This window comes from Streptomyces alboniger, assembly GCF_008704395.1.
Taxonomy (GTDB): domain Bacteria; phylum Actinomycetota; class Actinomycetes; order Streptomycetales; family Streptomycetaceae; genus Streptomyces; species Streptomyces alboniger.
The window spans coordinates 1,340,303-1,355,515 of sequence record NZ_CP023695.1; the positions used below are offsets into that span (position 1 = coordinate 1,340,303).

Consider the following 15,213-nt stretch of genomic DNA (forward strand, 5'->3'; position numbering starts at 1 on the left):
GCGCACTAGGGATCGTACCGAGCCGGGGGTGTCCGCCGCGAAACGGTTATCCCCGGCCGCCCGGAAGCGGGCCCTGCGCCCCGCCGTCCGCCCTGTCCCGCACCCCGCCCCCGCTCAGTCGGTCCCGCACCCCTCCTCGAAGAAGTCGAGGTTCTCCTGGAGCGACTTCATCAGCCGGTCCCGGTCCGCCTCGTCCACCTGCACCGGCACGACCCCGGTCGCCCCGGTGAGCCTGCGGAACCCGCCCCGGCTCTCCAGCCTCCCGTGCACCCGGATCGGCAGACCGACCAGATGCGCGTGGCCCGCGACACGGTAGGAGTCCTCGTCCAGGGCCATCCGCACCTGCGGGATCTCCGCCCCGGCGATCACCCGCAGCCGCACCACGCCCTCGCCCCGGGGCGAGGAGCGCCGCATCCGCACCACGGTGCCGGTGATCCGCACCGGCACCGACGGCTCGTCGCGCAGGTAGCGGGCGCCCGCCTCGCGCAGCACGGTGAGGTCACCGGGCGAGAACTCGACGGGCTCGGCGTGCGCCGCGCACCCCTCGGGCACCCCCGCGCCGGGCGCCCACTCCACGGCGACGCGCGCCCCTTCCGTGCCGCGCACCAGGGCCACGATCGCCTCGGTCAGCTCGTGGCTGACGCCCGCCTCGACCGCGCCGTCGAAGGCGTCCATGCCGCCGGTGGCGCGCTGGTAGTCGACGGCTTCCCGGGCGGCGTACAGCGCCTGGTGCAGTCGGACCGCGAGCGGCCGCCCGTTCGTCACGGGCACGAAGGCGGTGAGCCTGCGCCCGCCGGGCGCGGGTCCGACCAGGACGTCCTCCAGGGCCGCGGTGGCGGGCCCGCGGTGCCGCGCCCCGTAGTACCCGGCGCGGCCGCGCGCGGCGAGCGCCCCGGCGAGCAGCATCTGCCGGGCCGCCGAGCGCAGCCGCTCCTCCACCGGCCAGGTCGCCGCCCCGGCGGGTCCCGTCGGCACGTCGCGCCACCAGCGGATCTCGTCGCTGGGCACGGCGAGCCCGACGAGCACGTCGCGGGCGGCCGGGGAGGCGCTGCGGGAGAGGGCGACGAGGACCTCGCCGATCAGGTCGTCGCAGTCGGGGAAGGCGCGGCTCTCGGGTACGAGGAGGCTGGTGCCGTTGCCGCCGGGTCCGGGCGGCGTCCACCGGGCGTAGCGGCCGGGGGCTCCCCCGCGCCGCTGCCAGCCGTGCCGGGCGAGCAGTGCGCCGAGCACCGCGGGGTCGACCGTGCCGGGCTCGGGCGGCCGCGCCCACGGGCTCGCCGAGGGGGCGGGGTGCGGACGGACGGGAGGCGCGGGCTCGTCGTGGGGGCGGTGCATCTCAGGGTCTCCCTCCCGTTCCGACCCGCGTCATGATCTCGCAGAGCGCGCGGTCGTCGAAGATCCGCGAGGTCGGGATGCGCACGGTGGTCCTGCGTCGGCCGGTCACCGGGTGTCCGGCGAGGTTGGTCCAGTAGCAGCAGTGCCGCAGGTCGAGCCGGTCGTGGCCGGCGCGCAGCCAGTCGTCCTGCGACCGGGGCACGAGCATCACGACGAGGATCTTGTGGACCGAGACCGGTGTGCGGGCGAGCTTCTCCAGGTGCGCGTTGTCGAGCGTGAAGGAGAAGGTGGGCGCCGCCGGATTCGGCGGTATCTGGTACGTGCACTTCAGCTGGACCTTGATGGTGACCTCGTCGTCGACCGTGTGCCCGGGGGCGCTGTGGCTGACGTGCCAGTCGATGCCGTTGTCCGGAAAGGGCTGGGAGAGGGAGCATCCCGCGGCGGCCGCCACGGCGTGCAGGTAGCCCACCTGGAGGGTCTCCATACAGGCGGTGGTGGCGAGTGTGCCGCGCGGCGGTGCGATCCGCTCGGGCAGCAGCCCACCCTGTTCGGGCCGCGCGAGCGCCATGTCCAACTAGCCTTCCGAACCCGGTAGTTCCCCGCTCGGGCCGTCAATGCCAAGGCCCCGTACCTCTGTTGTCTCCGAGCCGCGTACAGCGCAAACGGCCCGGGTATCACCAGCGTGGGCAGGGACCGACGTCATCTGCCGGAACTGATCGAGGAGTTGCGTCACCATGACGTGCTGGTACGAGGGGCCCTTGGCCGCATTCGATACGGAGACCACAGGCGTCGACGTCGAGACCGACCGGATCGTGTCGGCCGCCGTCGTCGTCCAGCAGGGCGCGGGGACCCGTCCGCGCATCACCCGCTGGCTGGTGAACCCGGGCGTTCCGGTGCCCGAGGAGGCCACCGCGGTACACGGGCTGACGGAGGATCACCTTCAGCGCAACGGCCGCTGGCCCGCGCCGGTGATGGAGGAGATAGCGCGCGATCTGGCCGAACAGGGCGCGGCGGGACGGCCGATCGTGGTGATGAACGCGCCGTTCGACCTGACCCTCCTGGACCGGGAGCTGCGCAGGCACCGCGCCTCGTCGCTGAGCCGCTACATGGAGGGCTCGTCCCTCTGTGTGATCGATCCGCGGGTCCTGGACAAGCAGCTCGACCGCTACCGCAAGGGGCGCCGCACGCTCACCGACCTGTGCGCGCACTACGAGGTGGAGCTGGCGGAGGCCCATGACGCGGCGGCGGACGCGCAGGCCGCGCTCGATGTCGTACGTGCGGTGGGGCGCCGTTTCGCGGCCCGCCTGGAGCGGCTCTCGCCGGCCGAGCTGCATACGTTGCAGGCCGTGTGGCACGCGGCGCAGGCGCGCGGCCTCCAGGCATGGTTCGCGAAGAGCGGCGCACCGGAGGCGGTGGACCCGGCGTGGCCGCTGCGTCCCGAACTGCGGGCGGCCGCCTGAGCGTCGGCGGCGCGCGGGCAGCGGCGGGGTGGCGCGCGGGCTCGGGCAGTTGGCGCGCGGCCAAGAAAAAACCGGTCCGTCTGCTGACGGACCGGCATTCTCCGGGTGGGCGATACTGGGTTCGAACCAGTGACCTCTTCGGTGTGAACGAAGCGCTCTCCCACTGAGCTAATCGCCCGGGAACGCACTGAACAATACAGGTCCGGGCGCCCTTCCTTCAAACCGCTTCCAGATACGCCGTGAGGCCTCGGCGCCCCGCGCGCATCATCAGGGCGTGGTTGAGCAGGAACACGGGTCTGCCGGGGACGGCGAGGCGCCGCAGCAGGGGCCGTCGCACCTCGACCTCCTGGTCGTAGCGGGCCAGCGTCCCTCTCGGCCCGGGTCCGACCGTCCAGCGGGCCCAGCCGTCCAGGTCGCCGGTCATGGCGATCTCCAGGACGCCTGCCCCGGGATCGCGGCGGCGCTCGTGTGCGGTGACGTGAAGGTCGTACGGAAGGAAGGACCGGAAGCGGGCGATGCCGCTGCGGCCGCCGGCCGGTGTCGCCTCGCGCACCTGCGGCCACCACAACGGATAGTCCTCGACGCGCTCCAGGACGGCATAGACCTCGGCGGGTGTGCCGGGGAGGTCCCAGAGACTGCGGAAGCGGTAGTGGCACCAGTTCATGGGACGAGTCTGCCCGGTGTGCGTCGGGCGCACCGGATCTGAGTACGTCCTGAGTATCCGCGCCGATGCCGTACGGGGTGGCGCGGACCACACTCCTGAGGCATGACGAACATTCCGCCACCGGCCGAGGAGCTGCGCCTCCTCGACTGGGAGCTGCGCCAACTGGAGTCGCGCCGGACGCAGTTGCTGCGGCGCCGTGCCTGGCTGCTCGGGGTCCTGCACGCGGCGGGCCCGGCCGGGCCGCCCCCTCGCCCGGCCGGGCCGCCCGGCCCCGGTGCCGCGCCGCCGAGCGCGCAGAACGTCCTGCTGACACTGGGCGGCGTCCTGCTGACCATCGCGGCGATCGCCTTCACGGTGGTGAGCTGGGGCCACTTGGGCATCGGCGGACGCGGCGCGGCCCTCGGGGCGGTGACCCTGGTGGCGCTGGGCGCCCCCGCGCTCCTGCTGCGGCGCTCGTTGCGCTCGACGGCGGAGGCGGTGGCGGGCCTGGCGCTCGCGCTGACCGTCCTCGACGCGTACGCGCTGCGCTACCTGGCGCTGCCGGACATGGACGCCCTCGCCTACGCGGCCGGCACGTCGGCGGTTCTCGCCACCCTGTGGGCGGGGTACGGCCTGCTCCTCGGCGGACTGCGTCTGCCGCTGCCGACGGCGGTGGCCACGGCCCAACTCCCTCTGGTCCTCTGGGCGGGAGCCGTGCAGGCGGGTGATCACGCGATGACGGCCGCGCTGCTCGTGACGGCGGCGTTCGACACCGCGCTCGCGCTGTGGACGACCGTCAGGTCCGTGCGGTTCGTGGCGCTGGTGGGCGGTTGCGCGCTGGGCCTCTGGGGTGCGGCGAGCGCCGGTTGGCTCTCCTCTCTGGCGACGGATCCGACAGCGGCGGCACGCGCGGGCGCCCTCCTCCTGTTCGCGGCGCTGATCGCGCTCGTAGCGGCGTGGCGGGCGAAGGAGCCCCAGGTCGCCACCGGCGCCGCGTGCGCGGGGGGTCTGCTCACGGTGGCCGCGGTCGGCGGAGTACTGCGGTCCGCCCTGCCCGCGGCATGGGCAGTGCCGGGCTACCTGGTGTGCGGCATCGTGCTCCTGGCGGCTGTGCGCCTCGCGTTGCCGCGGCCGGTGCGACGGGGTCTCGTCGCCGCGTCGGCCGCGGCGCAGGGCCTCGCGGCGCTGTGGGCGCTGCCGGTGACCGCCATGGCCCTGCTCGCCCCGGTCGGGTGGGCCACCCGCCCCTGGTCGACCGCTCCGCAGGACACCCGCGCCGCCTTGCTCACCGAACTGCCCCTGCCCCACCCGCTCCTGGCCCCTCTGGCCCTCGCCCTGGTCGCGGGGACGCTGCTTGTGGCTCCCGGCCTGCTCGGAGTGCCGGTCGGCGGGCCCGGCCCGGCGGCCAGCAGGCTCGGTGCGGTCACCGATCCGCTCGGTGCGGCGTCGGGCCAACTCGGCGGCGCGGTCCGGAATCTCGCCCGTTATGGCGCACCCGCCCTCGTCTGGGCCGCCGTCGTCGCCCTGCCGGCCGGGCTCGGGCTTCCGTACGCCGTCGGGGTGTCGGCCCACGTCATGGTGGTCGCCGCTCTGCTCGCCGTCGTCGGCCGTGCCGTGTCCGGTGGGCAAGCCCTGCTGGCGGCGGTCCTGGCCCTTGTCTCCTCGGTGAGCGTCGCGTTCCTCGCCCTGGCCACCGAGACCGCGACTCTCGCCGCCCTCGGCGCGCTCACGGCCCTGTTCCTGGCGGTCTGCGTCCAGCTGACCCTCCGCCCGCGCGGGGCACCCGCGGGCGCCGCCGTACTCACGGCCTGCGCGGCCCTCACGTACGCCACCGCGTTCGCCTGCGCCGCGGGTGCCGCCGGTGGGCTGCGTCCGGGGCACGTCGGACTGGTCAGCCTGGCCGTCCCCGCGCTGGCCGCGTGCGCCGCGGCGCGCCTGGGGCGGCACCATCTGACCCTGCCCGTGGAGATCATGGCGGCCGCTTCCGGCACTCTCGCCGTCACCCTCACCGTGGGCCACGCCCCCACCTTCGCGCTCGCGCTGGCCCTCGCCGGGCTCATCGCGGCGGGTACCGCGCTCCGCCCCGACCGCCACGCCGTGGCATACGCGTCGGGCGCCCTGTTCCTCCTGGCGAGCTGGGTCCGCCTCGCCGCCTGGGAAGTCACGGCACCGGAGGCGTACACCCTGCCGGCCACCGTCCCCGCGCTGCTCATCGGCCTGCTGCGCAGGCGCCGCGATCCCGAGGTCTCCTCCTGGACGGCGTACGGCCCCGGCCTCGCCGCGACGCTGCTGCCGAGCCTCGCCGCCGCCTGGGGCGACCCGCACTGGCAGCGCCCGCTGCTGCTCGGCGTCGCGGCCCTCGCGCTGACCCTGGCGGGCGCCCGGCACCGGCTGCGCGCTCCGCTGGTCCTCGGCGGCGTGGTGCTCGCCCTGGACGCGCTGCACGAACTGGCCCCGTACATCGTGCAGGTGACCGGCGCGCTGCCCCGCTGGCTGCCGCCGGCCCTCGCGGGTCTGCTGCTCCTCGCCGTCGGGGCGACGTACGAGCAACGGCTGCGCGACGCACGCCGGTTCCGGAATGCGCTCGGCCGAATGCACTGACAACAGGCCGTCACGAGATATGTGGACCCGTCAATTCCCTTGAAAGGCACGGGAATACGAGAACGGCCCGGAGGCTGAAAAGCCTCCGGGCCGCAATCCGGGGTGGGCGATACTGGGTTCGAACCAGTGACCTCTTCGGTGTGAACGAAGCGCTCTCCCACTGAGCTAATCGCCCGGGCGCACAGAGAACATTACCGCATGTCAGCGGGTGCTCCCGACCGCCTCGGAGTCACCTCTCGGTCACTCCTCGATCTTCCACGGCATCGTGATGCCGAACTTCCAGACGTAGATGGCGACCAGCACCGCGACGATGACCAGACCGATGGTCGTCAGGATGATGTTCCGGCGGCGCACCTTGGGGTCGAGGGCGCGCTGCGCGGCCTCCGTGACCTTGCGCTTCGTCCAGCGCAGCACCAGCTGGGCCCAGACGAACTCGGTCGCCCAGATCGCCATGCCGCCGAAGATCACCAGCCAGCCGGGGCCCGGCAGCGGCAGCATGATGATGCCCGCGACGACGACCGCGAGCCCCACGACGAAGACGCCCACCTGCCAGCTGAGGTGCAGCGCCTTGCGGGCCTGGATGTACTGCGGCGCTCGTGATCCGAGCGGCTGCTCGGCGTCTGCCGCGACGGTCGGTTCCGCGACCCCCGCGGGTTCGTTACTCCCCGTATTCATACGGCCAAACCCTACCGGACGGAAACCCGTCACCGGAATGGCCGCATGAACGGAAGGGAGAACCCGCCAATCGAGCTACCTAAAGACACGCAAAACCCTCAGAGGGGTTTACAACGGCACCGTAGGTGGCATGTCGATTTCGCCGACGTGCGAATCCCCGAGCGCACACTGAGCGAAAGGCCCTGGCGCTTATGAACACCACGGTCAGCTGCGAGCTGCACCTGCGCCTCGTTGTGTCGAGCGAGTCCTCACTGCCTGTACCCGCAGGACTGCGGTATGACACGGCCGATCCCTATGCCGTGCACGCCACCTTCCACACCGGAGCCGAGGAGACGGTCGAGTGGGTGTTCGCCCGCGATCTCCTCGCCGAGGGCCTGCACCGGCCCACCGGAACCGGCGACGTCCGAGTCTGGCCGTCCCGGAGCCACGGTCAGGGCGTTGTCTGCATCGCCCTGAGCTCCCCGGAGGGGGAGGCTCTGCTCGAGGCCCCGGCGCGGGCCCTGGAGTCCTTCCTGAAGAGAACAGACGCGGCCGTGCCTCCCGGCACGGAACACCGTCACTTCGATCTCGACACGGAGCTGTCACACATCCTGGCCGAAAGTTAACGGCGCAGGAGCGTCGGGATCCCCTCACGCCGTCCGACTCGGGGCGACGGCGCAGGCAGTCACGACACGACACGGCGACACAAGGCGGACAGAAATCAGTGACCGGCGCCGTCGCCGCGGGAAGCCCGCGGCGACGGCGCCGGTGCGTCCTGCGGGGAAGCCGCTAGCATCGGCCAGCACCGGCGGGCACCGTTCCCCAAGCTCTCGATGAGCGGGGAGGCCCACTACCCCCAGGCCAGGGAGCGCATCGTGCTGATCACCCATGACACCCGGTGTTCTCTCGACTCCGTGGTCGATCTGGTGAACACCGCACCGGAGGACGACGGAGCCGACGGACTCGGCGACCTGGCGGCGCTCGCCGAATTCGTACGATCCCACGACGTGAGCGACGTCGGGGTGCTCTCGGAGCGTGACCTCGCCGATGTGCGGCGGATCCGCGGCCGCTTCGCGGAGGTCTTCGCGAACCCCGAGCCCCGGGCCGCGTCCACGATCATCAACGAACTGATCGCGGCGGCGGGCACCACGCCCCGGCTCACCGACCACGACGGCTACGACTGGCACATCCACTACTTCGCGCCCGGGGCGTCCGTCGCGGACCACCTGGCGGCCGACTGCGGGATGGCACTGGCCTTCTTCGTGGTCGCCGGCGAGCAGGAGCGCCTGCGACGCTGCGAGGCGCCGGACTGCCGGCGCGCCTTCGTCGACCTCTCCCGCAACCGCTCGCGCCGCTACTGCGACAGCCGCACCTGCGGGAACCGCCTGCACGTCGCCGCATACCGCGCCCGCCGCAAGGAAGCCGCGGGCTAGGGCGCCAGGCACTAGAGCAGCAGCAGGTCGTGCAGGGACGCCAGCAGGATCAGCGTGCCGACCACCGTCAGGAAGATCATCAGGGGTGGCTGGGAGAGGGCGAAGAGGCAGCCTCGCGGTTCTTCGTCAGGGGCGGGCCGCTCTCCGCCAGGGGCGTGCCGCGCTTCGTCGGCAGGTCGTCGCTCAGGGGCCGGTGCCGCTTGCCGTCCGTCGTCCGGCGGGGCCGCATCGCCCGGTGTGGTGGTGTCAAGCATCTCGCGGTGATGATGACGCAGCCGACCGGTGGCCGATGACCAACACGCCCGAGCGAAAGGGCAGTTCGCGGGAGCCCGTGAACAGGGATAAGTCCAGCGCCCGGCGCGTTCCGCCGCTTCTGCGCGGCCCCGCGCCGCCGCGACACCCGGCGGAAGATCCCGCACTCGAACGAGGGATTATCCCGCCGTTCTGCTGCCGGATGCCGTGCTTCCGTGCCTCCGTCCCCCCGCTTCCGCGCTTCCGTCAGATGCCGTGCTTCTTCAAGATCGCCTCGATGTCGCTGAAGTCGTCCGCGGGTGCGGCCGCCTTCGGCTTGGCGGCGGGCTTCGCGGCGGCCGGGCCCGCGCCCTGGCCGAGCGAGGGCGCCGAGGCGGCGGGGGCCACCGCGTCGCGCCGGGCGGCCTTCGCGGCCTTGCGCTCCTTGCGGGTGCCGCCCGTGCGGCGCTCCACCGCGCGCGTGGCGAGGAACATCAGCCAGGCCGCGCCGAGCACACCGAAGCCGATCCACGCCTTGAGGCTGAACGCGGTGTCGGCGGCCCATCCGACGACGCCCGTAAGCACGAGACCCACCGGCACCAGCGAGTACGCGGCAAGGCGGGCCGCGGTCAGGAAACGCTTTCGATAGGCCGTGACCGCGGCGATGCCGAGCCCGGCCGCGGATACGGCGGAACAGACGGTCTCGGCAATCATCCGGTCCTCCAGGGGTCATAACGCGGGTTGTCCCTTCCATCCTGCCCCGGGTGGATGGCGCGTAGCCACGGCCAGGGCGGACCTCAGGGACATATCAGGGTCATCCAGGAGTGGGAGACTGTGCCCATGAGCGACTCCCCTCCTGATCACCCCGCCCGCCCCGTCGTCCTCGACGTCTGGTGCGAGTTGCAGTGCCCCGACTGCGGTACCGCCCTGGACGACGTGCGCGCCCTGCGAGCCCGCTACGGCGACCGCGTCGAGCTGCGCCTGCGCCACTTCCCCCTGGAGAAGCACAAGCACTCCTTCGCCGCCGCCCAGGCCGCCGAGGAGGCCTTCGAGCAGGGCTCGGGCTGGCCGTACGTCGAAGCGGTGCTCGCCGGGGTCCAGGAGCTGGACCGCCGGGGCGAGCCCTTCCTGGTCGACACCGCGCGCCAACTGGGCCTGGACGCGGAGGAGTTCGACACCGCCCTGATCGACGGCCGGCACATCCTGATCGTCGACGCCGATCAGGCCGAGGGCAAGGCCATCGGCGTCACCGGCACGCCGACGTACGTCATCGACGGCGAGCGTCTGGACGGCGGCAAGAGCCAGGAGGGGCTGCGGGAGCGCGTCGAGGCGATCATCGACCGCCTCCTTGCCGCCGAGGGCTCCTAGGGCGGCTGTCTGAAGCGAGGGCTCCTAGAGCAACGGCTTGTAGAGGGAGTACCTGACCGGCTCGTAGCCGAGCGAGTCGTACAGACACAGGGCCGGGGCGTTGCCCGCGAAGACGTTGAGGCCGATGCGGTCGCGTCCGGCCGCGCGGGTCCGCGCCTCGGCCAGGAGCATCAGGGAACGGCCGTGGCCGCGCCCGCGGTACCGCTGGTCGACCGCGACGTCGTGGACGAACGCGTCACCGTCGCCCAGCGTGAGCCACAGGACGCCGACGCTCTCGCCGTCCTCGGTGAGCACGTCGAGCACGACATCGGGCGTGGCCACGCCTTGCGGCAGACCCGCGGCGTGGTCGGCCTCGGACTTGGCGTACGCCTCCGGCTCGGGCACACCGCGGTCGATCCAGCTCCGCGCGTACTCCCGCTTCGCCCGCGCCAGCCAGGCCCCGTACTCGTCCTCGGTCATCGGCCGGCCCTCGACGCCGACCGGGAGCGCGGCGGGCTCGTCCGGCACCGGCTTCGTCATCCGGCGGTTGCGCTCCACGTAGCCGAGGGCCGTCGCGAGGCGCAGCGCCCCGGTCGCCCCGGCGGGGACGTCCGCCTCGATGCGCCGGCAGCCCCAGCCGCGCGCGACCTCCTCCGCCGCCAGCGCCGCCACGGTGGCGCGGCCGCGCCTGCGGTCGGGCTCGGCGATCCGCAGGTCGCGCACGCGGCAGACGGCGGGGCCGAAGACCTCGTCGGTGGCGAGCGCTATGGAACCGACGGGGCGGCTGTTCACACAGACGTCGTACGTGCGCGCCTTGCCGCCGTCGGCACTCCGCTGAAGCGGCCCGGTCGGCCGCAGGGTCGTGGTCATCACGGGTGTTCTACCCGTGATGACGCTCACGGATCCAGGTCGTCCGCGGCTCGCTCGTCGAAGGCCCGCATCGCCTTGGTGGTCATCGGCCCCGGGGCTCCGGGCAGTTGACGCCCGTCGACGCGGTGGACGCCCTGCACGTCACGCAGCGTCGACGTCAGGAAGACCTCGTCGGCGCGCTCCAGGACGTCCAGCGGCAGGTCGGCCTCCCGGGCGCCCGTCCACTCGACGGCCAGCGCGCGCGTGATGCCGTCGAGGCACCCGGAGGCGACGGGCGGGGTGAGGATCTCGCCGTCGAGCACGACGAACACGTTGGAGCCGGTGCCCTCGCAGAGCTGCCCGACGGTGTTGGCGAACAGTGCCTCCGAGGCGCCGTGCTCGTGGGCGCGGGCCAGGGCGACGACGTTCTCCGCGTACGACGTGGTCTTCAGGCCGGTCAGCGCGCCCCGTTCGTTGCGGGTCCAGGGCACCGTGATCACGGCGGTGGAGTCGGGCCGCCGCGCGGCCTCGCCGAGGGCGACGACCAGTGTGGTGCCCTGGTCGCCGCGGTCCGAGTCGAGTGGCGACAGGCCCCCGGTGTAGGTGATCCGCAGCCGTCCGAGCGGCAGCGGGTTGGCCTCCAGGACGGCGGCGCAGGCGTGGCGCACCTCGTCGAGGTCGGGCTCGGGCAGCCCCAGGCCGCGCGCCGACCGGGCGAGCCTGGCCAGGTGGCGGGTCAGGGCGAAGGTCCTGCCCTCGACGGACTTCACCGTCTCGAAGACGCCGTCGCCCACCGTCAGCCCGTGGTCGAGCACCGAGACGCGGGCCGAGTCGACGTCCCGCAGCCCGTCGTTGAGCCATATCTTCACGTTGGGATCCCTCCGCTCGCTTCGTACGCCCCTGACGCTACCGCCAGCAGTCGCGCGGCCTTCAGCTCGGTCTCCCGCCACTCCCCCTCGGGGTCCGAGCCCCAGGTGATGCCCGCCCCGGTGCCGAAGCGCAGCATCCCCTCGGCCCGGTCGATCCAGAAGGTGCGGATGCCGACGGCCAGCTCTCCGGCGCCCCGGTCGGCGTCCACCCAGCCGATGCCGCCGCAGTAGGGGCCCCGGGGTGCCGTCTCCAGTTCGTCGATGATCCGCAGGGCGCTGGACTTGGGGGCGCCGGTGACCGAGCCGGGCGGGAACGCCGCTTCGAACAGTTCCGGCCAGCCGGCACCGGGGCGCAGCTCCCCGTGGACGGTGGAGACGAGGTGGACGAGGCCGGGGTGCTTCTCGACCACGCAGAGGTCGGGGACGGTCACCGAGCCGGTCGCGCAGACGCGTCCCAGGTCGTTGCGGACGAGGTCCACGATCATGACGTTCTCGGCGTAGTCCTTCTCCAGGAGGTCCGCCTCGGTCCGTCCGGTGCCCTTGATGGGCCCCGACTCCACGACGCGGCCCGCGCGGCGCAGGAAGAGCTCCGGGGAGGCGGTGGCTGTCTCCACGCCGTGTCCGGGCAGGCGAATCGTTCCGGCATACGGGGCGGGGTTCCCGCGCGCGAGCAGAGCCGTCAGGGCGTCCACATCGGCGTCGGCCGGGACGGGCGCCGAGAGGACGCGGCAGAGGTTCGCCTGGTAGACCTCGCCGGCCGCGATGTACGCGCGTATCCGACGTACGCCTTCCGTGTACGCGGCGCGGTCGAGGGACGACGTCCAGTCACCGGCGGCCGGGCCCCGCCACAGCCCCGGTAGGGGGGCGGGCACGGCCTCGTGGCGCACGTCGTCGAAGCGGGCGCAGACCAGACCTCCCTCGAAATCCGCGGACACCGCCCAGAAGCCGGTGGAGTCCAGAGCCGCAGGGTCGCTGGTCACGTCGCGCAGACCGGTGGCCACAAGACCACCGAAGCGCGCCATGGGAGGGAGCGCCGGTGAGGACGTCAGAGGGGGGTTGTGCACGGCTGCGAGTCTATGACCGGTGTCCCGGCCGCGCCCCGGACCGGCTTCAGCGCAGCACGCTGCGCAAACGCGTTTTTGTACTGGCCCAGGAATCCGCTAGAGTTCAACACGTCGCCGGGACGCGCAAGCGGACCGGGAAAGACAAGCGGACGTAGCTCAGTTGGTAGAGCGCAACCTTGCCAAGGTTGAGGTCGCCAGTTCGAACCTGGTCGTCCGCTCGCAGGAAAGTGGGGGATCTTCCCGAACCCCCGCACTCCTGGTGGAGTGGCCGAGAGGCGAGGCAACGGCCTGCAAAGCCGTCTACACGGGTTCAAATCCCGTCTCCACCTCCAAGGACGATTAGCTCAGCGGGAGAGCGCTTCCCTGACACGGAAGAGGTCACTGGTTCAATCCCAGTATCGTCCACTGATCTTCGCGAAGGCCGTCTCGGCGGGTTCCTTCACGAGGGTCGATCCCGCGCGATTAGCTCAGCGGGAGAGCGCTTCCCTGACACGGAAGAGGTCACTGGTTCAATCCCAGTATCGCGCACGCAGTACGCAGTACGCAGTACACGCAGGTTGACCTGCGCGATTAGCTCAGCGGGAGAGCGCTTCCCTGACACGGAAGAGGTCACTGGTTCAATCCCAGTATCGCGCACCACTCACACGAACCCCCCGGCCGTCTCCACGGCCGGGGGGTTCGTCGTTTCCGGGCGTACCCGGGGCTCGTCAGGAAGAGAAGAGCATGTGCCCGAAGCTCTTGTGACGCTTGCCGTGGCCGTAGTGACCACTGTGGCCGCCATGACCGCCGTGCCCGCCGTGGGCTCCTTGGGGGGCGCCCCAGGCGGGGGCCGGCGCGGCGGGGTAGCCCTGGGGGGCCGGGGGCGCGGGCGGCGGCGGGACCTGCTGGCCGCCCCACTGGGCCTCCAGGCGGGTCAGGGACTCCAGCTCGCCGTAGTCGAGGAATATGCCGCGGCAGCCGTTGCACTGCTCGATCTGGACGCCATTGCGGTTGTACGTGTGCATCGGTGCGTGACACTTGGGGCACTGCATGGACGGCTCAACTCCTCGCCGGTGGTGAATGCTTCGCCGGATGTCTGCCCGGCTTCGGTGCGTTGCACCCTACTTCGTCGCGTCCCAGGTCAACTTGTGTGGGCCCGGATCGACTCGGGGCGCCCCGGACCGACGCGGGTGGCGCGGCGGACGCGGCGGGCGCTCGGCTCAGGTGCGGCTCATCCGGTCGCAGGCGTCGGTCAGCGCCTGCTCGACCTCGTCCAGAGAGCGGTCCGCGGCGACGGCCTTGACGATTGCGAGGGCTGCCGTCTGGGCGGTCAGGGCGCGCGCCGGGATGTCGAGGGCGGGCCAGGGGTCGGACCCGTCGGACGGGAGGGCCGGACCTCGGGCCGCGCGATAGGCGTCGAGGAAGCGGGTCCACTCCTCCGGGGCGAGCAGGCCACACGCGTACCAGGCGGCGGGGCGGGCCAGGTCCCAGGCGGGGTCGCCGACGCCGAGGTCGTCGACGTCGATCAGCAGCCAGGTGCCGTCCGGGGCGCGGACGAGCTGGCCCAGGTGGAGGTCACCGTGACACAGGCGCGGTGGGCCCGGTGCGGGGGCCTCGGCGCGTGCCCAGGGCGGGAGGGCGTGCCAGGCCCGCAGGACCGGCTCGGCGGCGGGGTGGGGCCCGGCCGCGCGGAGGCGTTCGATGGCGCGGGCCGCCTTGGCAGGGCCGCGCATGGCGGGGAGCGGGTGCGGGAAGGGCCCCGGGTCGGCGTTGTGCAGCCGGGCCAGAAGGGTGGCGGTGGCCTCCCAGGGGGCCGCGTCCGGGTCGTCACGGTCGACGGGGGTGCCGTGGGGCCAGAAGGTGACGAGGCGGTCGTGGAGGGGCGTGGGGGTGGTGTGCAGGGGCGCGAGGAGGGTGGTGGGGAGGCGGGCGGCGACGGCCAGGCGTATGGCCAGCTCCGCGGGGTGCGTGTCCTGGGCGTGGGCCTTGGCGACTATGTCGCCGTGGCGGATGACGGTGGCGTCGGGCCGGTCCGCGAGGACGGTGCCGGTGGCTTCGCCGCAGGCACAGGGGGCGCCGGGCGGGTGGGCCCTGCTTTTGGCCTTGGCGGTGAGGGCGGGCAGGAGGGTGGTCACGGAGTTCCCGGGGTGCGCGGCTGCTGGATCACCGGCGAAGCGTACGCAATCGCTGTGCGGGGCTGGGGGGGTACTTGCGCCCTGGCTCGCGCGTCGATTGTCGGGTGCGGGCTCGTCGTGGCTGGGCGCGCAGCTCCCCGCGCCCCTGGACGGGGCCAGTGCAGGTCCGTCGTGGGCTGTCGCGCAGGCGCCCGCGTCCCCGAACCGAGTGCTTTCGCTCCGCGCATGGCGATGCCCGCGCAGCTCCCCAGCTGCGCGGGCATCGGTGCCGTCCGCCGCACCCCCGTCCCCACGGGGTTTCCAGGCCGGATGTCCCCGCCCGGACCGCTCTTCCGGGCCTGGGGCGCCGCTCAGCGCCCCAGCATCACGCCTACGGACGACGCTTGTGTGACCACTGCTTCCCAGCCGCCGAAGACGACCACGAGCAGGGCTGCCAGGGGGAGGACCATGGCCGTCGCCACCAAGGGGTGGCGCGTACCGGACGGGCGGGCGCCGAACGCGGAGATCCTGCGTCCTTGCGTACGGAGCATGGTCCGCGGTGCCGTGTCCGCCATGGTTCCTCTCCTGACCGATCTCGATGTGGTTTTGGCAGCGGCGGGTGTCTGACCTCGGG

The 15,213-nt window shown here is 72.8% G+C and carries 17 protein-coding genes and 7 tRNA genes; 10 read left to right on the forward strand and 14 right to left on the reverse strand.

Annotated features, from left to right (window positions below):
• Window positions 1–114: 114 nt before the first annotated feature.
• Window positions 115–1,335, reverse strand: coding sequence for a hypothetical protein (locus CP975_RS05715; protein ID WP_055536052.1), 1,221 nt, complete (start codon window positions 1,333–1,335; stop codon window positions 115–117).
• A gap of 1 nt (window position 1,336) precedes the next feature.
• Window positions 1,337–1,903 carry a DUF4365 domain-containing protein gene (locus tag CP975_RS05720; RefSeq protein ID WP_055536051.1) on the reverse strand — a complete coding sequence of 189 codons (567 nt, stop codon included), beginning with the start codon at window positions 1,901–1,903 and terminating at the stop codon, window positions 1,337–1,339.
• A 166-nt stretch (window positions 1,904–2,069) separates the two neighbouring features.
• Here CP975_RS05720 and CP975_RS05725 point away from each other — a divergent pair, with 166 nt between their 5' ends.
• Entirely contained in the window at window positions 2,070–2,795 is a 726-nt protein-coding gene (locus CP975_RS05725; RefSeq protein ID WP_055536050.1) for a 3'-5' exonuclease, read from the forward strand.
• A gap of 106 nt (window positions 2,796–2,901) precedes the next feature.
• Here the strand turns inward: CP975_RS05725 and CP975_RS05730 are convergent.
• A tRNA-Val gene (locus CP975_RS05730) sits at window positions 2,902–2,973 on the reverse strand.
• 39 nt (window positions 2,974–3,012) lie between these two features.
• Window positions 3,013–3,459, reverse strand: coding sequence for an SRPBCC family protein (locus CP975_RS05735; protein ID WP_055536049.1), 447 nt, complete (start codon window positions 3,457–3,459; stop codon window positions 3,013–3,015).
• 102 nt (window positions 3,460–3,561) lie between these two features.
• Here CP975_RS05735 and CP975_RS05740 point away from each other — a divergent pair, with 102 nt between their 5' ends.
• Window positions 3,562–6,039, forward strand: a complete 2,478-nt coding sequence (locus CP975_RS05740; RefSeq protein ID WP_055536048.1) for an SCO7613 C-terminal domain-containing membrane protein — start codon at window positions 3,562–3,564, stop codon at window positions 6,037–6,039.
• Between the two features lie 103 nt (window positions 6,040–6,142).
• Here CP975_RS05740 and CP975_RS05745 read toward each other — a convergent pair.
• Together CP975_RS05745 and CP975_RS05750 are read right to left on the reverse strand one after the other, a co-directional pair.
• A tRNA-Val gene (locus tag CP975_RS05745) sits at window positions 6,143–6,214 on the reverse strand.
• A gap of 65 nt (window positions 6,215–6,279) precedes the next feature.
• Entirely contained in the window at window positions 6,280–6,714 is a 435-nt protein-coding gene (locus tag CP975_RS05750) for a TIGR02611 family protein (protein WP_055536047.1), read from the reverse strand.
• A gap of 191 nt (window positions 6,715–6,905) precedes the next feature.
• Between CP975_RS05750 and CP975_RS05755 the strand changes: the two genes are divergently transcribed.
• Both CP975_RS05755 and CP975_RS05760 read left to right on the forward strand, forming a co-directional pair.
• Window positions 6,906–7,319, forward strand: coding sequence for an SsgA family sporulation/cell division regulator (locus CP975_RS05755; protein WP_003959770.1), 414 nt, complete (start codon window positions 6,906–6,908; stop codon window positions 7,317–7,319).
• A gap of 249 nt (window positions 7,320–7,568) precedes the next feature.
• Window positions 7,569–8,126 carry a CGNR zinc finger domain-containing protein gene (locus CP975_RS05760; protein ID WP_030787095.1) on the forward strand — a complete coding sequence of 186 codons (558 nt, stop codon included), beginning with the start codon at window positions 7,569–7,571 and terminating at the stop codon, window positions 8,124–8,126.
• Window positions 8,127–8,137: 11 nt separating this feature from the next.
• Here CP975_RS05760 and CP975_RS05765 read toward each other — a convergent pair whose 3' ends face one another.
• A complete protein-coding gene (locus tag CP975_RS05765) occupies window positions 8,138–8,380 on the reverse strand; it encodes a hypothetical protein (protein ID WP_055531971.1) in 243 nt (80 codons plus the stop codon).
• A 244-nt stretch (window positions 8,381–8,624) separates the two neighbouring features.
• Window positions 8,625–9,071 (reverse strand): hypothetical protein, encoded by a 447-nt coding sequence (locus tag CP975_RS05770; protein WP_055531972.1) that lies wholly within the window; start codon window positions 9,069–9,071, stop codon window positions 8,625–8,627.
• Window positions 9,072–9,197: 126 nt separating this feature from the next.
• Here CP975_RS05770 and CP975_RS05775 point away from each other — a divergent pair, with 126 nt between their 5' ends.
• Entirely contained in the window at window positions 9,198–9,725 is a 528-nt protein-coding gene (locus CP975_RS05775) for a DsbA family protein (protein ID WP_150476628.1), read from the forward strand.
• Between the two features lie 24 nt (window positions 9,726–9,749).
• Here the strand turns inward: CP975_RS05775 and CP975_RS05780 are convergent, their stop codons facing one another.
• The 3 genes from CP975_RS05780 to CP975_RS05790 are packed head-to-tail and all read right to left on the reverse strand — an operon-like array spanning window position 9,750 to window position 12,444.
• Window positions 9,750–10,574, reverse strand: coding sequence for a GNAT family N-acetyltransferase (locus tag CP975_RS05780; RefSeq protein WP_055531976.1), 825 nt, complete (start codon window positions 10,572–10,574; stop codon window positions 9,750–9,752).
• A 26-nt stretch (window positions 10,575–10,600) separates the two neighbouring features.
• Window positions 10,601–11,422, reverse strand: coding sequence for an aminotransferase class IV (locus CP975_RS05785; RefSeq protein ID WP_055531977.1), 822 nt, complete (start codon window positions 11,420–11,422; stop codon window positions 10,601–10,603).
• Window positions 11,419–12,444: a chorismate-binding protein gene (locus CP975_RS05790; RefSeq protein ID WP_055531978.1), complete on the reverse strand. Its 1,026-nt coding sequence runs from the start codon at window positions 12,442–12,444 to the stop codon at window positions 11,419–11,421. The genes CP975_RS05785 and CP975_RS05790 overlap by 4 nt, the downstream gene beginning before the upstream one ends.
• 187 nt (window positions 12,445–12,631) lie before the next feature.
• Between CP975_RS05790 and CP975_RS05795 the strand changes: the two genes are divergently transcribed.
• The 5 genes from CP975_RS05795 (at window position 12,632) to CP975_RS05815 (ending at window position 13,125) form a co-directional block, all read left to right on the forward strand.
• Window positions 12,632–12,704: transfer RNA gene (locus tag CP975_RS05795), tRNA-Gly, on the forward strand.
• A gap of 40 nt (window positions 12,705–12,744) precedes the next feature.
• Window positions 12,745–12,818 (forward strand) — tRNA-Cys (locus tag CP975_RS05800).
• A gap of 1 nt (window position 12,819) precedes the next feature.
• Window positions 12,820–12,891, forward strand: a tRNA-Val gene (locus tag CP975_RS05805).
• Window positions 12,892–12,942: 51 nt separating this feature from the next.
• Window positions 12,943–13,014: transfer RNA gene (locus tag CP975_RS05810), tRNA-Val, on the forward strand.
• Between the two features lie 36 nt (window positions 13,015–13,050).
• Window positions 13,051–13,125, forward strand: a tRNA-Val gene (locus CP975_RS05815).
• Between the two features lie 68 nt (window positions 13,126–13,193).
• Here CP975_RS05815 and CP975_RS05820 read toward each other — a convergent pair.
• From CP975_RS05820 to CP975_RS05830, 3 genes are all read right to left on the reverse strand, one after another.
• On the reverse strand, window positions 13,194–13,517 hold the full coding sequence (locus CP975_RS05820; RefSeq protein WP_150476629.1) for a TFIIB-type zinc ribbon-containing protein: 324 nt from the start codon (window positions 13,515–13,517) through the stop codon (window positions 13,194–13,196).
• 168 nt (window positions 13,518–13,685) lie between these two features.
• The gene (locus CP975_RS05825; RefSeq protein ID WP_150476630.1) at window positions 13,686–14,600 is read right to left on the reverse strand and encodes a phosphotransferase family protein; all 915 of its coding nucleotides are present in this window, start codon (window positions 14,598–14,600) and stop codon (window positions 13,686–13,688) included.
• Window positions 14,601–14,950: 350 nt separating this feature from the next.
• A complete protein-coding gene (locus CP975_RS05830; protein WP_055536171.1) occupies window positions 14,951–15,154 on the reverse strand; it encodes a hypothetical protein in 204 nt (67 codons plus the stop codon).
• Between the last annotated feature and the right edge of the window lie 59 nt (window positions 15,155–15,213).

What these genes read in the sequence shown, in the direction of transcription:
- CP975_RS05715 (WP_055536052.1), bottom strand. Translation starts at nt 1,335, where the DNA reads ATGCACCGCCCCCACGACGAGCCCGCGCCTCCCGTCCGTCCGCACCCC.
- CP975_RS05720 (WP_055536051.1), bottom strand. Translation starts at nt 1,903, where the DNA reads ATGGCGCTCGCGCGGCCCGAACAGGGTGGGCTGCTGCCCGAGCGGATC.
- CP975_RS05725 (WP_055536050.1), top strand. Translation starts at nt 2,070, where the DNA reads ATGACGTGCTGGTACGAGGGGCCCTTGGCCGCATTCGATACGGAGACC.
- CP975_RS05735 (WP_055536049.1), bottom strand. Translation starts at nt 3,459, where the DNA reads ATGAACTGGTGCCACTACCGCTTCCGCAGTCTCTGGGACCTCCCCGGC.
- CP975_RS05740 (WP_055536048.1), top strand. Translation starts at nt 3,562, where the DNA reads ATGACGAACATTCCGCCACCGGCCGAGGAGCTGCGCCTCCTCGACTGG.
- CP975_RS05750 (WP_055536047.1), bottom strand. Translation starts at nt 6,714, where the DNA reads ATGAATACGGGGAGTAACGAACCCGCGGGGGTCGCGGAACCGACCGTC.
- CP975_RS05755 (WP_003959770.1), top strand. Translation starts at nt 6,906, where the DNA reads ATGAACACCACGGTCAGCTGCGAGCTGCACCTGCGCCTCGTTGTGTCG.
- CP975_RS05765 (WP_055531971.1), bottom strand. Translation starts at nt 8,380, where the DNA reads ATGCTTGACACCACCACACCGGGCGATGCGGCCCCGCCGGACGACGGA.
- CP975_RS05770 (WP_055531972.1), bottom strand. Translation starts at nt 9,071, where the DNA reads ATGATTGCCGAGACCGTCTGTTCCGCCGTATCCGCGGCCGGGCTCGGC.
- CP975_RS05775 (WP_150476628.1), top strand. Translation starts at nt 9,198, where the DNA reads ATGAGCGACTCCCCTCCTGATCACCCCGCCCGCCCCGTCGTCCTCGAC.
- CP975_RS05780 (WP_055531976.1), bottom strand. Translation starts at nt 10,574, where the DNA reads ATGACCACGACCCTGCGGCCGACCGGGCCGCTTCAGCGGAGTGCCGAC.
- CP975_RS05790 (WP_055531978.1), bottom strand. Translation starts at nt 12,444, where the DNA reads ATGGCGCGCTTCGGTGGTCTTGTGGCCACCGGTCTGCGCGACGTGACC.
- CP975_RS05820 (WP_150476629.1), bottom strand. Translation starts at nt 13,517, where the DNA reads ATGCAGTGCCCCAAGTGTCACGCACCGATGCACACGTACAACCGCAAT.
- CP975_RS05830 (WP_055536171.1), bottom strand. Translation starts at nt 15,154, where the DNA reads ATGGCGGACACGGCACCGCGGACCATGCTCCGTACGCAAGGACGCAGG.